The sequence below is a fragment of the Streptococcus sp. CF8-6 genome, from assembly GCF_024295845.1.
GTDB lineage: Bacteria > Bacillota > Bacilli > Lactobacillales > Streptococcaceae > Streptococcus > Streptococcus oralis_BO.
Map to the genome: position 1 here is coordinate 221,389 of NZ_JANCOF010000003.1, position 18,526 is coordinate 239,914.

The window sequence follows — 18,526 nt, forward strand, 5'->3', positions numbered from 1 at the left end:
GTTCGAGTTTTTGACTCGAACTTTTTTTGTTGCAATTGTGCAAAAGAGAAAAAGATAGTAAAATAGATGTATGATTATTTTACAAGCTAATAAAATTGAACGCTCTTTTGCAGGCGAGGTTCTCTTTGATAATATCAATCTGCAGGTTGATGAGCGAGACCGGATTGCCTTAGTTGGAAAAAATGGTGCAGGTAAGTCTACTCTTTTGAAGATTTTGGTTGGAGAAGAGGAGCCAACTAGTGGAGAAATTAATAAGAAAAAAGATATTTCTCTGTCTTACCTAGCCCAAGATAGCCGTTTTGAGTCTGAAAATACCATCTATGATGAGATGCTTCATGTCTTTGATGACTTGCGTCGGACAGAGACACAACTGCGTCAGATGGAATTAGAGATGGGTGAAAAGTCCGGTGAAGATTTGGATAAACTGATGGCGGATTACGATCGTTTATCAGAGAATTTCCGTCAGGCTGGTGGCTTTACCTACGAAGCTGATATCCGTGCTATCTTGAATGGTTTCAAGTTTGATGAATCTATGTGGCAGACGAAAATTGCTGAGCTTTCTGGTGGTCAAAATACCCGTCTGGCACTTGCCAAAATGCTCCTTGAAAAGCCCAATCTCTTGGTCTTGGACGAACCAACCAACCACTTGGATATCGAAACCATTGCTTGGCTAGAGAATTACTTGGTGAACTATAGTGGTGCACTCATTATTGTCAGCCACGACCGTTACTTTTTGGACAAGGTTGCGACGGTTACATTGGATTTGACCAAGCATTCCTTGGATCGTTATGTAGGCAATTACTCTCGTTTTGTTGAGTTAAAGGAGCAAAAGCTAGCTACTGAGGCAAAAAATTATGAAAAGCAACAGAAGGAAATCGCTGCTCTAGAAGACTTTGTCAATCGCAATCTAGTCCGAGCTTCAACGACCAAACGTGCCCAATCTCGTCGTAAACAACTAGAAAAAATGGAGCGTTTGGACAAGCCGGAAACTGGCAAGAAATCTGCCAATATGACTTTCCAGTCTGAAAAAACGTCAGGTAATGGTGTCCTGATTGTTGAAAATGCGGCTATTGGCTATGATGGGGAAATATTGTCAGAGCCTATCAACCTAGACCTTCGTAAGATGAATGCTGTCGCTATCGTTGGTCCAAATGGTATTGGGAAATCAACCTTTATCAAGTCTATCGTTGATCAGATTCCTTTTATCAAGGGTGAAAAACGCTTTGGCGCTAATGTGGAGGTGGGTTACTATGACCAAACCCAAAGCAAGCTGACACCAAGTAATACAGTGCTGGATGAACTCTGGAATGATTTTAAACTGACACCAGAAGTTGAAATTCGTAACCGCCTTGGTGCCTTCCTTTTCTCTGGTGATGATGTTAAAAAATCAGTCGGTATGTTGTCAGGTGGCGAAAAAGCTCGTTTGCTTTTGGCTAAATTGTCCATGGAAAATAACAACTTCTTGATCCTTGACGAGCCAACCAACCACTTGGATATTGATAGCAAGGAAGTGTTGGAAAATGCCTTGATTGACTTTGATGGAACCTTGCTTTTTGTCAGCCACGACCGTTACTTTATCAATCGTGTCGCTACCCATGTTCTAGAATTGTCTGAAAATGGCTCAACCCTCTACCTTGGAGATTATGACTACTATGTTGAGAAGAAAGCAGAAGTAGAAATGACTCAGGCTGAGGAAGCTTCAACCAGCAATCAAGCCAAAGAAACAAGTCCAGCTAATGACTACCAAGCCCAGAAAGAAAGTCAGAAAGAAGCCCGCAAGCTCATGCGTCAAATCGAGAGTTTGGAAGCTGAAATTGAAGAGTTAGAAAGTCAAAATCAAGCCATTTCTGAACAAATGCTGGAAACCAACGATGCTGAAAAACTGATGGAATTGCAGGCTGAACTTGACAAAATCAGCCATCGTCAGGAAGAGGCTATGCTTGAGTGGGAAGAATTATCGGAGCAGGTGTAAGAAATGGAACATCTTGGAAAGGTATTTCGTGAATTTCGAACAAGTGGGAGGTACTCCTTAAAAGAGGCGGCAGGTGAATCATGTTCAACCTCTCAACTATCTCGTTTCGAGCTTGGGGAGTCTGATCTAGCAGTTTCTCGGTTCTTTGAGATTTTGGACAATATTCATGTGACCATTGAAAATTTCATGGATAAGGCTAGAGATTTTCAAAATCATGAACATGTTGCCTTGATGGCGCAGATCATTCCGCTTTACTACTCAAATGATATTGCAGGTTTTCAAAAGCTTCAAAGAGAACAACTTGAAAAGTCTAAGAGTTCGACAACTCCCCTCTATTTTGAGCTGAATTGGATTCTGCTACAAGGGCTGATTTGTCAAAGAGATGCTCATTACACGATGAGGCAGAGTGATTTGGAAAAGGTAGCAGATTATCTTTTTCAAACAGAAGAATGGACCATGTATGAGTTGATTCTTTTCGGAAATCTCTATACTTTCTACAATGTGGACTATGTGGCTCGGATTGGCAGAGAAGTTATGGAGCGAGAAGACTACTACAAGGAAATTGGTCGGCATCGTAAACTCGTTTTGATTTTAGCTCTTAACTGTTACCAGCATTGTTTGGAGAACCGTTCTTTTGCGAATGCGGACTATTTTGAGGGCTATGTAGAGAAGTTGATTGGAAATGGTATCAAGCTTTATGAGCGCAATATCTTCCATTATCTCAAAGGTTTCGCCCACTACCAGAGAAACTTGAAAGAAGAAGGTTGTAGCCAGATGCAGGAGGCTATGCATATTTTTAATGTGCTTGGACTTCCAGAGCAAGTGGCTTACTATCAGGAACATTATGAGAAATTTGTAAATCCTTAAATTTCCCAAATAAGGGAAAAACAAAGAGACTCCTTTCAGTTTTGATACAATAGTTTCAAAATTTGAGAGGAGTTTTTTATATGAATCGACATGCAATCCAGTTGATTAGTCGAGGGGCTATTAATAAAATAGGAAATATGCTCTATGATTATGGAAACAGTGTGTGGTTGGCATCAATGGGGACGATAGGACAGACTGTTCTTGGGATTTATCAAATTTCTGAGTTGGTTACATCGATTCTAGTCAATCCCTTTGGCGGAGTGATTTCAGACCGCTTTTCGCGTCGCAAAATTTTGATGACGACGGACTTGATTTGTGGCGTTCTTTGCTTAGCTATTTCTTTCATCAGAAATGATAGCTTGATGATTGCTGCCTTGATTTTTGCCAATATTGTTCAGGCAGTTGCCTTTGCATTTTCTCGTACAGCTAACAAAGCTATTATAACTGAGGTTGTAGAGAAAGACGAGATAGTGACCTATAACTCTCGCTTGGAGTTAGTTTTACAGGTTGTAGGAGTCAGTTCTCCGGTGCTTTCTTTTCTCGTTTTACAATTTGCCAGTCTCCATATGACGCTCGTTTTAGATGCCATTAGCTTTTTCATCGCATTTACTTTAGTAGCTTTTCTCCCCCAAAAAGAGACTCAGGAACAAGAGAAAAAGACTTTCAACTGGAAAAATATTTTTGCTGATATGAAAGAAGGGATTCACTATATTTGGCGCCAGCAAGAGATCTTTTTCCTTTTGTTAGTAGCTTCCAGTGTTAATTTCTTTTTTGCAGCTTTTGAATTTCTCCTCCCTTTTTCAAATCGTCTTTATGGGGTAGAAGGGGCTTATGCGAGTATTTTGACTATGGGCGCTATTAGTTCGATTATCGGAGCTCTTCTAGCTAGTAAAATAAAGGCAAGTGTTTATAATCTTTTGATTCTATTGGCTTTGACTGGAGTTGGAGTTTTTATGATGGGATTACCACTGCCAACTTTTCTTTCCTTTTCTGGAAATTTAGTTTGTGAACTGTTTATGACGATATTTAATATTCACTTTTTTACTCAGGTGCAAACCAAGGTTGAGGGGGAATACTTGGGGAGAGTGCTAAGCACAATTTTTACATTAGCCATCCTATTTATGCCGATTGCAAAAGGCTTTATGACAGTGCTGCCGAGTGTACATCTCTCTTCTTTCCTGATCATTGGAAGTGGGGTTATTGTCCTGGCTTGTTTATCCCTCGTTTATGTGCGAAGCCATTTAAAAAAAGAGTTATAATTTCTCTTTTTTAGAAAATATTTCTCTACAATCCATTTTTCAGCCCTTCTCTATTGTGAGGAGGGCTTGATTTATGGTAGAATAGTTTTATGAATGAAAGAATGAATGAGTTAGTTGCCTTGCTCAACCGCTATGCGACCGAGTACTATACGAGCGACAATCCCTCGGTGTCAGATAGCGAGTATGATCGTCTCTACCGAGAGTTGGTCGAATTGGAAGCCGCCTATCCGGATCAAGTTTTAGCGGACAGTCCGACCCATCGTGTTGGTGGTAAGGTTTTAGATGGTTTTGAAAAATACAGTCATCAGTATCCTCTATACAGTTTGCAGGATGCTTTTTCACGTGAAGAGTTAGAAGCTTTTGATGCGCGTGTTCGAAAGGAGTTACCACATCCCACTTATATTTGTGAGCTGAAAATCGATGGTTTGTCTATCTCACTTACGTATGAAAAGGGAATTTTGGTAGTCGGTGCGACACGTGGGGATGGTTCTGTTGGTGAAAATATCACAGAGAACCTCAAGCGTGTCAAGGACATTCCTTTGACCTTGCCAGAAGAACTTGATATCACTGTTCGTGGAGAGTGTTACATGTCACGCGCTTCCTTTGACCAGGTCAACCAAGCTCGCCAAGAAAATGGAGAGCCTGAATTTGCTAATCCTCGTAACGCAGCTGCAGGAACCCTCCGTCAGTTGGATACAGCAGTAGTGGCCAAACGCAATCTTGCCACTTTCCTCTATCAAGAAGCCAGCCCTTCTACTCGTGATAGCCAAGAAAAGGTCTTGGAGCACCTTGAACAGCTTGGCTTTGTGGTTAATTCTAAACGAATCTTGGCTGAAAGCATGGATGAGATATGGAATTTTATCCAAGAAGTAGGACAAGAACGGGAGAAACTACCTTACGATATCGATGGGGTGGTGATCAAGGTCAATGACCTAGCAGGTCAAGAAGAGCTCGGTTTTACCGTTAAAGCACCCAAGTGGGCAGTCGCCTATAAATTTCCTGCCGAAGAAAAAGAAGCCCAACTCCTTTCAGTTGACTGGACAGTAGGTCGTACTGGAGTTGTCACGCCAACTGCCAATCTAACACCCGTTCAGCTTGCTGGGACAACTGTTAGCCGTGCCACTCTTCACAACGTAGATTATATTGCTGAAAAGGACATCCGAAAAGACGATACGGTTATCGTTTATAAGGCTGGAGATATCATCCCTGCTGTTTTGCGTGTAGTAGAGTCCAAGCGTGTTTCTGAAGAAAAACTAGATATTCCGACTAACTGTCCGAGCTGTGACAGTCAATTGCTTCATTTTGAAGATGAAGTGGCTCTTCGTTGTATCAATCCTCGCTGTCCTGCCCAAATCATGGAAGGTTTGATTCACTTTGCCTCTCGAGACGCCATGAATATTACAGGCCTTGGCCCATCTATCGTTGAAAAACTTTTTGATGCCAATTTAGTCAAGGATGTGGCGGATATTTACCATTTGAAAGAAGACGATTTCCTCCTTTTAGAAGGTGTCAAGGAAAAATCAGCCTCTAAACTGTATCAAGCCATTCAAGCATCCAAGGAAAACTCTGCTGAAAAGCTCTTGTTTGGTCTGGGAATTCGCCATGTCGGAAGCAAGGCTAGCCAACTCTTGCTCCAACATTTCCACTCTATTGAAAATCTAGCCCAAGCAGACCCAGAGGAAGTAGCAAGTATCGAGAGCTTGGGTGGAGTGATTGCCCAAAGCCTTCAGACTTACTTTGCTACAGAAGGATCGAAGATTCTCTTAGATGAGTTGAAAGAAGCTGGAGTCAATCTGGACTACAAGGGACAGACAGTAGTAGCAGATGCGGCCTTGTCAGGTTTGACAGTTGTATTAACAGGAAAATTGGAACGTCTCACGCGCTCAGAAGCCAAAAGCAAACTCGAAAGTCTGGGTGCCAAAGTCACAGGCAGTGTTTCTAAGAAAACGAATCTTGTCGTAGCAGGAGCAGATGCAGGAAGCAAGCTCCAAAAAGCACAAGAACTTGGTATCGAAGTTCGAGATGAAGCTTGGCTAGAAAGTTTGTAAAGAATAGTTGAAAACTAGATGTTAGATAGTCTGGAACTATCTCTCCTGATGTGTTTTTATATCTATTAATGCTATTCTCTATTGTGCTGAAATTCCCGCTAAATTCTTCAGCACCACATAAAAAAATTGAAATTAGGAATTAGGAAAAGAAATGTATAGATACCCAGTAGTCATCCATTTTCACCGAAAGAATGGGGATTATGATGCTTGTTCATTCAGTAGAAAACAAGCAGATGTTAAAGAAAATTTGTATTATGAAAATGATTATTTTGGAGCAAAATTCTCCTTTACAGTTACAAGTGCAGAAAGACTCGATACTCTGACCTTTTCTGTCGAAATAGATGGAAAGACAAAAGACTATCTCCTACGGTTTAACTATTACCCACTGTTGACTGAGGTTTGGATTTTGGATGGTGATGAGACGGTTTATTATTCTGAAAATCCAGCCATTGCAAGTTCTTGCTATAAAGATCGAAACCCATTTGCTTTTGATAAAGCCTTTCACAGTGAAAGTTTTGATCACCATTGGGGATACCAAGGAGAGTTGGGGTATAGTATCTCTGACTACCAGACAAGCTTTAAACTCTGGGCTCCTACAGCTACAGCTGTACAGGTGGTTGTCTATGAAAATACCAGCAACGATGCTCCGATTTGGAAAACCTATAATCTAGAGCGTGGGAATAGCTATTCATATAGTCATAAGTACAATACTATTGGTGTTTGGAGTGTAGACCTGGATGAAAATCTTGCAGGTAAAGCCTATCAGTATCAGATTGAGTTTCCGCACCACCAGACCTTGATACGAGACCCATACACTATCGCTACAAGTCCTGATGGGAAACGTTCTGTCATCCTCTCTCAGCAAGATAGACAGGTAGAAGGATTTAAAGTCAAACATGGGACAGACGCCCCTTGGCGTTTGGAAAATCCATGTAAAGCCGTTATCTGTGAGATGCATATTCGTGATTTTACAAAATCGCCGACATCTGGAGTTCCAGAAAACCTTCGAGGGACCTTCCTTGGGGCTGCGCAGACAGGAACGATTAACCAGTATGGTCAAGCAACAGCCTTTGATTATATCAAAGAACTCGGCTGTAATTATGTTCAGCTCCAACCAATCTTTGATCGCCATAAGGAATATGACGAGGACGGGAATGCAACCTATAACTGGGGTTATGACCCTCAAAACTACAATGCACCAGAACCAAGTTTCTCTAGCAATCTAGATGATCCTGGACAGGTTATTCGAGACCTTAAGACCATGATTCAGGCATATCATGATGCGGGAATCGGTGTCATTATGGATGTCGTTTACAACCATACCTTCTCAACGGTTGATGCACCTTTCCAAACAACTGTTCCCGATTATTACTATCGTATGAATCCAGATGGAACCTTCCAAAACGGAACAGGTGTAGGAAATGAAACCGCAAGCGAACACGAAATGTACCGCAAGTATATGATTGACTCACTCCTTTATTGGGTGAAAGAATACAATATTGACGGTTTCCGTTTCGACTTGATGGGAATTCACGATGTTAAAACCATGCAGGCAATTCGTTGGGCACTTGATGAAGTTGATCCCCGTATTATCACCTATGGAGAAGGCTGGGATATGGGAACAGGTCTTGCACCTTATGATAAGGCCAAGAAGGACAACGCCTACCAGATGCCAAATATTGGATTCTTCAACGACGATCAGCGTGATGCCATCAAAGGAGGAGAAGTTTACGGCTCAATCAAGGCAGGATTTGTTAGCGGTGCAGCTACAGAACCGATTGTAGCCAAAGCTATTCTTGGTAGCCGAGAGTTGGGTTCATATCTTAGTCCAAACCAAGTTCTTAACTACGTGGAAGCCCATGATAATTACAACTTGCATGATTTGTTAGCAACCCTTCACCCAGATCACAGTTCAGATAAGATTATGCGTCAGGTCGAGACAGCAACAGCGATGAGCATTCTTATGCAAGGGATGTCCTTTATAGAGCTGGGGCAAGAATTTGGTCGCACCAAACTCCTTGCTACAGGAGAAAATGGTGAGCTGACTCCGGCAGATAGAGAACGGGCTATGAATAGTTACAATGCTCCAGATAGTGTCAACCAGGTCAACTGGGATTTAATCAATGAGAGACAAGAGAGCATTGACTTTATTCGCCAGATTATTCGCCTAAAAACACAAAGGCGGGCTTTCTCTTATCCTACATACGAAGAAGTTTATCGTCATGTCTTCGTCCATACAGCTGCTGAAAATAGTGGGTGGATTGTTTACGAAATTCACGGTGGATCAGAGCACTTATTGGTGGTATTCAATGCCAAGGGAACTTCCTTCTACTTTGAAAATGCAGGAAATCTAGAAATGCTGGTGTCCAATAGTCGTTCTCAAGAGTCTAATGTGATTGATGATATCAGCGTTGCAGTCTTGAAGGTACTTTCATAGTAAAAACTACAAAAAGGTTTAGTTAACTCTAGACCTTTTTTGATTTTTATTGAAAAACCAATATCTAATAGGAATAAATTTCAAATAATTTGAAGAATCAAGTTTGTGAAAAAAATATCAATATTTTCTAAAAAGGGGTTGTAATTTTCTGAAAATTTGATAAAATAAGGTTTAATCATTTTCAGGAGGAAGAGAATTTGACAAATTATCAGAATTTAGTGAATGGAAAATGGAAATCATCAGAGAATGAGATTGCCATCTATTCTCCCATCAATCAGGAAAAACTGGGGACAGTACCCGCTATGAGTCAGGCTGAAGTAGATGAGGCTATGGAAGCAGCGCGTACAGCTCTCCCAGCATGGCGTGATTTAGCACCAGTTGAGCGTGCAGCTTATTTGCATAAGACAGCAGACATTTTGGAACGTGATAAAGAAAAAATTGGTACCATTCTTGCTAAGGAGGTTGCAAAAGGGATTAAAGCAGCTATTGGAGAAGTAGTACGTACAGCAGATTTGATTCGTTTTGCTGCTGAGGAAGGTCTCCGTATCACTGGACAAGCAATGGAAGGTGGCGGTTTTGAAGCCGCAAGTAAAAACAAACTAGCCGTTATTCGTCGTGAGCCAGTTGGTGTCGTTTTAGCTATCGCGCCATTTAACTACCCAGTCAACCTTTCTGGATCCAAGATTGCCCCGGCCTTGATTGCAGGAAATGTCGTTATGTTTAAACCACCAACACAAGGATCTATTTCTGGTCTCTTGTTGGCTAAAGCATTTGACGAAGCCGGAATCCCAGCAGGTGTCTTCAACACCATCACTGGACGTGGTTCTGAAATTGGAGACTACATCATCGAACACAAGGAAGTGAACTTCATTAACTTTACAGGTTCAACACCGATTGGTGAGCGTATCGGTCGTTTGGCTGGTATGCGCCCGATTATGCTGGAGCTTGGTGGGAAAGATGCAGCAATTGTCTTAGAAAATGCAGATTTAGAAAATGCAGCTAAGCAAATCGTAGGTGGTGCCTTTAGCTACTCTGGGCAGCGTTGTACCGCTATCAAACGTGTTTTGGTTGTGGAAAGCGTAGCAGACAGATTGGCTGAATTGCTCCAGGCTGAAGTTGCTAAGCTAACTGTCGGTGATCCATTTGACAATGCTGATATCACACCTGTTATTGACAATGCTTCAGCTGATTTCATCTGGGGATTGATTCAGGACGCTCAGGAAAAGGGTGCCAAAGCGCTCAGCACAATCAAACGTGAGAACAATCTCATTTGGCCAGGACTTTTTGATTATGTCACAAGAGATATGAAATTAGCCTGGGAAGAACCATTTGGACCAGTTCTCCCAATTATCCGAGTTGCAGATGCCAACGAAGCACTAGAAATTGCTAATGAATCAGAGTTCGGTCTTCAATCTTCAGTCTTTACAAATGACTTTAAGAAGGCGTTTGAAATCGCTGAAAAACTTGAAGTGGGAACCGTTCATATTAATAATAAAACACAACGCGGACCAGATAATTTCCCATTTCTTGGTGTAAAAGGTTCTGGTGCAGGAGTGCAAGGAATTAAATACAGTATCGAAGCGATGACAAATGTTAAATCCATTGTTTTTGATGTGAAATAATTTATAAAATCAGGAAAACGACTTCCTGATTTTATTTTTTTCAAAAAAATACAGTTTAAAATTGATAAAAAACGAATATTCTGGTATTATAATAAAAAAATATATGGAAATTGTTTCGTATTCTATTTTCTGGATATATTTTTTAAAATGCTAGGAAATTTTTTGAAGGCTTTCATAAAAAAATATGATTTCCTTCGTAAATTACTTGAAAGTTATCTTAAAAGAGTGTATAATAGAATTATAGAAAACGCTTACAAAAGAAAGGGGATTGAATGAATAATCAAGAAGCATTAAGAACCTTTACTACAGGTGAGAACTTTCACCTCCAGCATTATTTAGGAGCGCATAGAGAGGAGAAAAACGGAGAAATAGGCTATACCTTTAGGGTTTGGGCACCAAATGCACAAGCAGTTCATCTAGTTGGTGATTTTACTAATTGGGTTGAGAATCAAATTCCTATGGTTCGTAATGAAGCAGGTGTTTGGGAAGTCTTTACCAGTCAGGCTCAGGAAGGTCAGATTTATAAATATCATATCACGCGTGCAAATGGTCACCAGATTATGAAGATTGATCCGTTAGCAGTTTATTTTGAAGCTAGACCGGGTACAGGAGCAGTTCTGACCAATATCCGTGAAAAGAAATGGAAAGATGGTCTTTGGCTAGCACGTCGCAAACGTTTGGGATTTTTCGAGAGACCAGTTAATATATACGAAGCCCATGCAGGGTCTTGGAAGAGAAATCCAGATGGTAGTCCTTATACTTTTTCGCAACTGAAGGACGAGTTGATTCCATACTTGGTTGAGATGAACTATACACATATTGAGTTCATGCCTTTAATGGCTCACCCACTTGGATTGAGCTGGGGCTATCAACTTATGGGTTACTTTGCTTTTGAACATTCCTATGGTAGACCTGAGGAATTCCAAGATTTCGTTGAAGAGTGTCATATAAATAATATCGGTGTTATCGTAGACTGGGTTCCAGGTCATTTCACTATTAATGATGATGCATTAGCATATTATGACGGCACACCAACTTTTGAATACCAAGATCACAACAAGGCTCATAACTACGGTTGGGGTGCGCTGAATTTTGACCTCGGGAAAAATGAGGTCCAGTCTTTCTTGATTTCAAGTATTAAATTTTGGATTGATTTTTACCACTTAGATGGTATTCGGGTTGATGCAGTGAGCAATATGCTGTATCTAGATTATGATAATGCTCCTTGGACTCCAAACAAAGACGGTGGAAACCTTAACTATGAGGGTTATTATTTCCTTCAACGTTTGAATACAGTTGTCAAGCTAGCTCATCCAGATATCATGATGATTGCAGAAGAAAGTTCATCAGCGACAAAGATTACTGGTATGAAAGAAATGGGTGGCCTTGGATTTGACTATAAATGGAATATGGGCTGGATGAATGATATCCTCCGTTTCTACGAGGAAGATCCGATTTATCGTAAGTATGACTTTAATCTTGTGACCTTCAGCTTTATGTATGTCTTCAATGAAAACTATCTCTTACCTTTCTCACATGATGAGGTAGTTCATGGTAAGAAGAGTATGATGCATAAGATGTGGGGAGATCGCTACAATCAGTTCGCTGGTCTGCGCAATCTCTACACCTATCAAATTTGTCATCCAGGTAAGAAACTCTTGTTCATGGGTAGTGAGTACGGGCAATTCCTCGAGTGGAAGTCTGAGGAGCAGTTGGAATGGTCTAATCTAGAAGATCCGATGAATGCCAAGATGAAGCATTTCACTTCACAACTGAATCAATTCTATAAAGACCATCGCTGTCTTTGGGAAATTGATACTAGTTATGATGGTATCGAGATTATCGATGCTGATAATAGAGATCAGAGTGTCCTTTCCTTTATTCGTAAGGGCAAGAAGGACGAAGTGTTAGTCTGTGTCTTTAATATGGCACCAGTTGAACGTAAGGACTTTACGATTGGTTTACCTGTTGCAGGTATTTACGAAGAAGTTTGGAATACAGAACTAGAAGAATGGGGAGGTGTGTGGAAAGAGCACAATCAAACAGTTCAGACTCAAGAAGGCTTATGGAAAGATTATGAGCAGACTTTGACCTTTACCCTGCCTGCCATGGGAGCAAGCATCTGGAAGATCAAGCGTCGTTTGAAACCAACCAAGAAAAAAGAATAATGGGCTGATGATGATATTTTTTAGATTTTAAAAACGGATGTACTTGTATTGGACTTGAAACACAAGAGAAATGGATTTCCTATTATTTTTATAAAAAAGTTTGACTTCCGACCTTCTTTCGATTTTAACGTTCACATGTCTTTATAAAGGAGTAGAAAATGAAGAATGAAATGCTAGCTTTGATCCTTGCGGGTGGGCAAGGAACTCGTCTCGGAAAACTCACTCAAAGCATTGCCAAACCGGCAGTGCAATTCGGTGGGCGCTACCGTATCATTGACTTTGCTCTTTCCAACTGTGCAAACTCTGGAATCCATAATGTTGGTGTGATTACGCAGTATCAACCTCTTGCTTTGAACAACCATATCGGAAATGGTTCTAGCTGGGGATTGGATGGTATCAGTTCAGGTGTCTCTATTTTACAACCTTATTCAGCCAGTGAAGGAAACCGTTGGTTTGAAGGGACTAGTCACGCTATCTACCAAAACATTGACTACATCGACAGTGTTAATCCTGAGTATGTTTTGATTCTTTCTGGTGACCACATCTACAAGATGGACTACGATGATATGCTTCAGTCACATAAAGATAACAATGCCAGTTTGACAGTAGCTGTCCTAGACGTACCTCTCAAAGAAGCTAGCCGTTTTGGTATCATGAATACAGATGCCAATAACCGTATCGTTGAATTCGAAGAAAAACCTGCGCAACCTAAGTCTACAAAGGCTTCTATGGGAATTTATATTTTTGACTGGAAACGACTTCGTAATATGCTTGTTGCTGCTGAAAAGAGTAATGTGGATATGTCAGACTTTGGGAAGAACGTTATTCCTAACTATCTCGAGTCTGGTGAAAGTGTCTATGCTTATGAATTTAATGGCTACTGGAAAGACGTTGGTACGATTGAGTCACTTTGGGAAGCCAATATGGAGTACATTTCGCCAGAAAATGCCTTGGATAGCCGCAATCGTCAATGGAAAATTTACTCAAGAAACTTGATTTCACCACCCAACTTCTTTGGAGCACATGCACACGTTGAAGATTCATTGGTCGTGGATGGCTGTTTTGTAGATGGAACGGTAAAACGTTCGATTCTTTCAACAGAAGCACAAGTACGTGAAGGAGCCGAGGTCGTTGATTCTGTCATCATGAGTGGGGCTATTATTGGCCATGGAGCAAAGATTACTCGTGCTATTATTGGTGAAGGTGCCATTATTGCAGACGGCGTAGAGATTGACGGAACTGACGAAGTACAAGTAGTAGGATACAATGAAGTAGTGGGGGTAGCAACAGATGAAGATTGATAAATATTCAGCCATTTTAGGAAACACAGTTGGTTTTCATGATATGTCAACGTTAACAGAACACCGTCCGGTAGCTAGCTTACCTTTCGGTGGGAAATACCGTTTGATTGACTTCCCCCTTTCCAGTCTTGCAAATGCAGGTGTTCGTAGTATCTTTGGTATTTTCCAACAAGATAATATCAGCTCAGTATTCGACCATATCCGTTCAGGTCGTGAGTGGGGCTTGTCCACCCTTCTAAGTCACTACTATCTAGGAATTTATAATACTCGTGTTGAAAGCAGTACAGTTGGAAAAGAGTATTACCAACAACTTCTTACCTACTTGAGACGTTCAGGTTCAAACCAAACCGTTTCGATTAACTGCGATGTGCTGGTGAATATTGACTTGAATCAAGTCTTCCACCTACACAATACAACGAAAGGTCCGATCACAGTTGTATATAAGAAACTTCCGAAGAAAGACATTTCTGATGTGAATGCTATCTTGGAAATTGATGAAACTGACCATGTTCGTTCGCACAAACTCTTTGATAACAAGTCTACGGATGAACTCTTTAACATGTCTACAGATATCTTTGTTGTGGATACTCCTTGGTTGATTGAACGACTTGAAGAAGAGGCTCAGAAAGAATATCCTGAAAAGCTGCGCTATGTTCTTCGCGATTTAGCTGCAAAAGAAGGAGCTTTTGCTTACGAATACACAGGCTACTTAGCGAACATTCATTCTGTTCAGTCCTATTATCAAGCAAACATCGATATGCTTGAATCTAAAAAATTCTACTCTCTTTTCTCACCAAATCAAAAGATTTATACAAAAGTTAAGAATGAAGAACCAACCTACTATGCGAATACTTCAAAAGTAAGTACTTCTCAGTTTGCTTCTGGTAGTATCATTGAGGGTGAAGTAGTTCAGTCAGTTCTATCTCGTAACATTTATGTTCATAAAGATAGTGTGGTGAAGGACAGCATTTTATTCCCTCGAGTTGTGATTGGTCAAGGTGCTCAAGTTGAATATGCCATCCTAGACAAAGGAGTTGAAGTTGCAGATGGTGTTGTCATTCGAGGAACAGCAGAACATCCAGTTGTAGTTAAGAAGGGTGAAACAGTAACAGAGGACATTTATTCATGAAAATTTTATTTGTAGCAGCAGAAGGAGCGCCCTTTTCAAAAACAGGTGGTTTGGGTGATGTCATTGGCGCACTTCCTAAATCACTTGTAAAAGCGGGGCATGAAGTTGCAGCTTTCTTGCCTTACTATGATATGGTAGAAGCTAAGTTTGGTGACCAGATAGAGGATGTTCTCCACTTTGAAGTCAGTGTAGGATGGCGTAGACAGTACTGTGGTATTAAAAAAACGGTCTTGAATGGGGTTACCTTCTACTTCATTGATAATCAATATTATTTCTTCCGTGGCCATGTGTACGGTGATTTTGACGATGGTGAGCGCTTTGCCTTTTTCCAACTGGCTGCTCTTGAAGCCATGGAACGCATCGGCTTTATCCCTGACCTTCTCCATGTTCATGATTACCACACAGCCATGATTCCCTTCTTGTTAAAAGAAAAGTACCATTGGATTCAAGCATATCAAGGAATCAGAACAGTTTTAACTATTCATAATTTGGAGTTTCAAGGTCAATTTTCTGAAGGAATGTTGTGGGATTTGTTTGGTGTTGGGTTTGAACGCTATGCTGATGGCACCCTTCGCTGGAATGATTGTCTCAACTGGATGAAAGCAGGGATTCTCTACGCGGATCGTGTTTCAACCGTTTCCCCTAGCTATGCGCATGAGATTATGACCAGTCAGTTTGGTTGCGGTTTGGACCAGATTCTTCGCATGGAGTCAGGTAAGGTTTCAGGTATTGTCAATGGTATTGACGCAGATCTTTATAATCCTCAAACAGACCCACTTTTAGACTATCATTTTGATAAGGAAGATTTGTCTGGAAAAGCGCAAAACAAAGCAAAATTACAAGAGCGAGTTGGGTTACCTGTCCGAGCAGATGTTCCTCTAGTTGGGATTGTCTCTCGTTTGACGCGCCAAAAAGGTTTTGATGTTGTGGTAGAAAGCTTGCACCGTTTCTTACAAGAGGACGTTCAAATAGTCCTTTTAGGAACAGGTGACCCAGCTTTTGAACATTCCTTCTCCTGGTTTGCGCAAGTCTATCCTGACAAACTATCAGCAAATATCACTTTTGACGTCAAGCTCGCTCAAGAAATTTATGCAGCTTGTGACCTCTTCCTCATGCCAAGTCGTTTTGAACCATGTGGCTTGTCACAAATGATGGCTATGCGTTATGGAACTCTACCATTGGTTCATGAAGTGGGTGGCTTGCGTGATACGGTTCAATCCTTCAATCCAATCGAGGGAACTGGTACTGGATTTAGCTTTGATAATTTAACACCTTACTGGCTCAACTGGAGTTTCCAAACAGCCTTGGATGTTTATAAGTACCAGCCGGACGTTTGGAGAAATCTACAAAAACAAGCTATGGAATGCGATTTCTCATGGGATACAGCCTGTAAATCTTACCTGGACTTGTACCATAGTTTAGTCAACTAATAGATAAAATCGTATGATGACTTCATACGATTTTTGGGCTGTTTAGAGAGGAGAACTGATGACTCAAGTAATGGGGCTCTGTGTCATGGATGTTGATGGGACCTTAATCCTAGAAGAAGTGATTGATTTGTTGGGAAGAGAAGCAGGTTGCGAAGAAGAAATATCGCAGATTACAAGCCAGGCAATGCGAGGTGAATTGGATTTTGAAACAAGTTTAAGAGCAAGAGTGGCTTTGTTAAAAGGCCTTCCGGTTTCGGTCTTTGATACTGTCTTCAAATCCATTCATCTGTCCAAGAATGCTCAAGAATTTATCTCCGTACTTCAAAAGAAGGGCATTCTAGTCGGTCTAGTTTCTGGTGGGTTTGCACCAATAGTTGAGAGATTAGCAGAATCCCTTGGTATCTCCTATTTCTCTGCCAACCAGTTAGAAGTCAAAGACGGTTTTTTAACAGGAAAATCAGTTGGTGAAATTGTTACAGCCCAAGAAAAACAAGCTACTCTTGAGAAATGGAGAAAGAAATTAGAACTCCCCAAAGAAAGAACGATTGCTATCGGTGATGGTGCCAATGACCTCTTGATGTTAAAGACAGCAGGCCACGGTATAGCCTTTTGTGCCAAAGAGGTCGTAAAAGCAGAGATAGCTTGTCATGTAGATACGAGGGATTTTTTGGAAGTTCTTCCTTTGATTGATTTCTTAGAATGAGAGGGAACTATGAAAATTGTAATTGCACCTGATTCTTTTAAAGAAAGTTTGACAGCAGAAGAGGTCGCTCAAGCTATAAAAAAAGGCTTCGAACAGTCAATAGCGGATGTAGAATGTCTGCTCTGTCCTGTTGGTGATGGTGGGGAAGGAACTGTAGATGCTATTCGCCATTCTCTTGAACTCGAAGAAAAATGGCAAGAGGTGACGGGGCCTTTTGGGCTAAAAGAATCAATGCGCTACTTTCAAAAAGATCAAATAGCGCTCTTCGAAGTTGCTGACTTGGTTGGTCTTGGAAAGATTCCGCGTGAGAAACGAAACCCTCTCCACATCCAAGCCAGAGGAATTGGAGAGCTGATTCACCATCTCATTGATCAAGGGATGAAAGAAATTTATATCGGAGTTGGCGGTACGGCTAGTAATGACGGTGGGATAGGCATTGTTGCTGGTTTAGGTTATCGTTTTTATGATAAGAAGGGAAAAGAATTGCCTGCTTGCGGTCAGACATTACTTGAGTTCGAGTCAGTTTCAGACAGTGAGTTGTATAGGATTCCTGAAGATGTGAAAATCCGCATTTTAGCAGATGTCGTGAGCCCTTTATGTGGTCATCAAGGAGCAACCTATACATTTGGAAAACAAAAGGGCTTGGAATCTGCTTTGTTTGAGACAGTAGATCTGGCTATACAGGAGTTCTATGAAAAATTCTCACCTTCCACCCTGTCTCTTAAAGGAGCAGGAGCCGGCGGTGGCATTGCTGCTGGGCTCTGTACCTTTGCTCAGGCCTGTATCGTATCTGGGATTGATACTTGCTTGGATTTGATAGACTTTGACAAGAAAGTTTCAGATGCCGACTTGGTTATTGTTGGAGAGGGCAGACTGGACAGTCAAAGCTTCGCTGGGAAAGCTCCTATCGGTGTAGCAAAAAGAACCCCTAACGGAGTTCCTGTTATCGCTATTTGCGGTAGTCTTTCTGAGGATTTGCCTCCCCTACCATTCGAAAATATACAAGCAGCATTTTCCATTTTAGAGAAATGTGAACCTTTAGAGAATAGTTTGAAAAATGCAAGTCTCTATTTGGAGCACACAGCTACTAATATTGGCCGTTTATTAAATATGAGAAAGGATTAACCAAACCATTTTTTCCAGATGGATTTTTTAGGAGCCTCTGCCTTTTTCTCTTCCCAGAGGTCTGAGAAAGCAAGTCTAAGGTCCTTCTCGTCTACTTGAACAGATTCATTTGTATGAATGACAAGACCGAAAGGAGAGGTGATATGATCATCTGAAACAATAGTAGCCTGACAGTTGCTTTCCTTTGCTTGTTTTAAGTAAAAGACCTGTTTGTCAAACTCGATATTTGGTGAAATCTTCACAAAAAGAGGTTCTGTCTTTTCTTGAAAATGTTCCAAAATCGTTAAAAATCCCTTTTGTAACTGAAGGCTATTGGCTGTCTCAACATCCGCATAGCCTAGAACTCTTTCCTCGAAAGTACCGAGGTAGCGGCGTTGTTCATCTGGGTTTAATTTCGGCCCACCATGAGCTTTTTCTAGTAGTTGTTTTGATAAATCTGTCATAAAAACAGTATATCACAAAAAT

The 18,526-nt window shown here is 41.0% G+C and carries 13 protein-coding genes; 12 read left to right on the forward strand and 1 reads right to left on the reverse strand.

Annotated elements, in window-relative coordinates; all coding sequences use genetic code 11:
- Positions 1–70: 70 nt before the first annotated feature.
- The 12 genes from NML69_RS06225 (at position 71) to NML69_RS06280 (ending at position 18,061) form a co-directional block, all read left to right on the forward strand.
- Complete coding sequence (locus NML69_RS06225) at positions 71–1,972, forward strand: ABC-F family ATP-binding cassette domain-containing protein (RefSeq protein ID WP_254725739.1); 1,902 nt, start codon at positions 71–73, stop codon at positions 1,970–1,972.
- Positions 1,973–1,975: 3 nt separating this feature from the next.
- On the forward strand, positions 1,976–2,839 hold the full coding sequence (locus NML69_RS06230; protein WP_254725742.1) for a MutR family transcriptional regulator: 864 nt from the start codon (positions 1,976–1,978) through the stop codon (positions 2,837–2,839).
- Between the two features lie 80 nt (positions 2,840–2,919).
- Entirely contained in the window at positions 2,920–4,098 is a 1,179-nt protein-coding gene (locus NML69_RS06235) for an MFS transporter (RefSeq protein WP_254725745.1), read from the forward strand.
- Between the two features lie 89 nt (positions 4,099–4,187).
- Positions 4,188–6,146 carry an NAD-dependent DNA ligase LigA gene (gene ligA, locus NML69_RS06240; protein WP_254725748.1) on the forward strand — a complete coding sequence of 653 codons (1,959 nt, stop codon included), beginning with the start codon at positions 4,188–4,190 and terminating at the stop codon, positions 6,144–6,146.
- A gap of 151 nt (positions 6,147–6,297) precedes the next feature.
- A complete protein-coding gene (gene pulA, locus NML69_RS06245) occupies positions 6,298–8,583 on the forward strand; it encodes a type I pullulanase (protein ID WP_254725751.1) in 2,286 nt (761 codons plus the stop codon).
- A gap of 197 nt (positions 8,584–8,780) precedes the next feature.
- The gene (locus NML69_RS06250) at positions 8,781–10,205 is read left to right on the forward strand and encodes an NADP-dependent glyceraldehyde-3-phosphate dehydrogenase (protein ID WP_254725754.1); all 1,425 of its coding nucleotides are present in this window, start codon (positions 8,781–8,783) and stop codon (positions 10,203–10,205) included.
- 272 nt (positions 10,206–10,477) lie between these two features.
- Positions 10,478–12,373 carry a 1,4-alpha-glucan branching protein GlgB gene (gene glgB, locus NML69_RS06255; RefSeq protein ID WP_254725757.1) on the forward strand — a complete coding sequence of 632 codons (1,896 nt, stop codon included), beginning with the start codon at positions 10,478–10,480 and terminating at the stop codon, positions 12,371–12,373.
- A 158-nt stretch (positions 12,374–12,531) separates the two neighbouring features.
- A complete protein-coding gene (locus NML69_RS06260) occupies positions 12,532–13,674 on the forward strand; it encodes a glucose-1-phosphate adenylyltransferase (protein ID WP_254725760.1) in 1,143 nt (380 codons plus the stop codon).
- Positions 13,664–14,803, forward strand: a complete 1,140-nt coding sequence (glgD, locus tag NML69_RS06265) for a glucose-1-phosphate adenylyltransferase subunit GlgD (RefSeq protein WP_000687049.1) — start codon at positions 13,664–13,666, stop codon at positions 14,801–14,803. The genes NML69_RS06260 and glgD overlap by 11 nt, the downstream gene beginning before the upstream one ends.
- Complete coding sequence (glgA, locus tag NML69_RS06270) at positions 14,800–16,233, forward strand: glycogen synthase GlgA (protein WP_254725763.1); 1,434 nt, start codon at positions 14,800–14,802, stop codon at positions 16,231–16,233. The genes glgD and glgA overlap by 4 nt, the downstream gene beginning before the upstream one ends.
- Positions 16,234–16,291: 58 nt before the next feature.
- Positions 16,292–16,936: a phosphoserine phosphatase SerB gene (gene serB, locus NML69_RS06275; RefSeq protein WP_254725766.1), complete on the forward strand. Its 645-nt coding sequence runs from the start codon at positions 16,292–16,294 to the stop codon at positions 16,934–16,936.
- Between the two features lie 9 nt (positions 16,937–16,945).
- Positions 16,946–18,061: a glycerate kinase gene (locus NML69_RS06280; RefSeq protein ID WP_254725769.1), complete on the forward strand. Its 1,116-nt coding sequence runs from the start codon at positions 16,946–16,948 to the stop codon at positions 18,059–18,061.
- Here the strand turns inward: NML69_RS06280 and NML69_RS06285 are convergent.
- Positions 18,058–18,504 carry a DUF1694 domain-containing protein gene (locus NML69_RS06285; RefSeq protein WP_254725772.1) on the reverse strand — a complete coding sequence of 149 codons (447 nt, stop codon included), beginning with the start codon at positions 18,502–18,504 and terminating at the stop codon, positions 18,058–18,060. The genes NML69_RS06280 and NML69_RS06285 overlap by 4 nt on opposite strands.
- Positions 18,505–18,526 lie beyond the last annotated feature (22 nt).

Bases quoted from the DNA above. Each gene is read 5' to 3' on its own strand.
- NML69_RS06225 (WP_254725739.1), top strand. From the start codon at position 71: ATGATTATTTTACAAGCTAATAAAATTGAACGCTCTTTTGCAGGCGAG.
- NML69_RS06230 (WP_254725742.1), top strand. From the start codon at position 1,976: ATGGAACATCTTGGAAAGGTATTTCGTGAATTTCGAACAAGTGGGAGG.
- NML69_RS06235 (WP_254725745.1), top strand. From the start codon at position 2,920: ATGAATCGACATGCAATCCAGTTGATTAGTCGAGGGGCTATTAATAAA.
- ligA (WP_254725748.1), top strand. From the start codon at position 4,188: ATGAATGAAAGAATGAATGAGTTAGTTGCCTTGCTCAACCGCTATGCG.
- pulA (WP_254725751.1), top strand. From the start codon at position 6,298: ATGTATAGATACCCAGTAGTCATCCATTTTCACCGAAAGAATGGGGAT.
- glgB (WP_254725757.1), top strand. From the start codon at position 10,478: ATGAATAATCAAGAAGCATTAAGAACCTTTACTACAGGTGAGAACTTT.
- NML69_RS06260 (WP_254725760.1), top strand. From the start codon at position 12,532: ATGAAGAATGAAATGCTAGCTTTGATCCTTGCGGGTGGGCAAGGAACT.
- glgD (WP_000687049.1), top strand. From the start codon at position 13,664: ATGAAGATTGATAAATATTCAGCCATTTTAGGAAACACAGTTGGTTTT.
- glgA (WP_254725763.1), top strand. From the start codon at position 14,800: ATGAAAATTTTATTTGTAGCAGCAGAAGGAGCGCCCTTTTCAAAAACA.
- serB (WP_254725766.1), top strand. From the start codon at position 16,292: ATGACTCAAGTAATGGGGCTCTGTGTCATGGATGTTGATGGGACCTTA.
- NML69_RS06280 (WP_254725769.1), top strand. From the start codon at position 16,946: ATGAAAATTGTAATTGCACCTGATTCTTTTAAAGAAAGTTTGACAGCA.
- NML69_RS06285 (WP_254725772.1), bottom strand. From the start codon at position 18,504: ATGACAGATTTATCAAAACAACTACTAGAAAAAGCTCATGGTGGGCCG.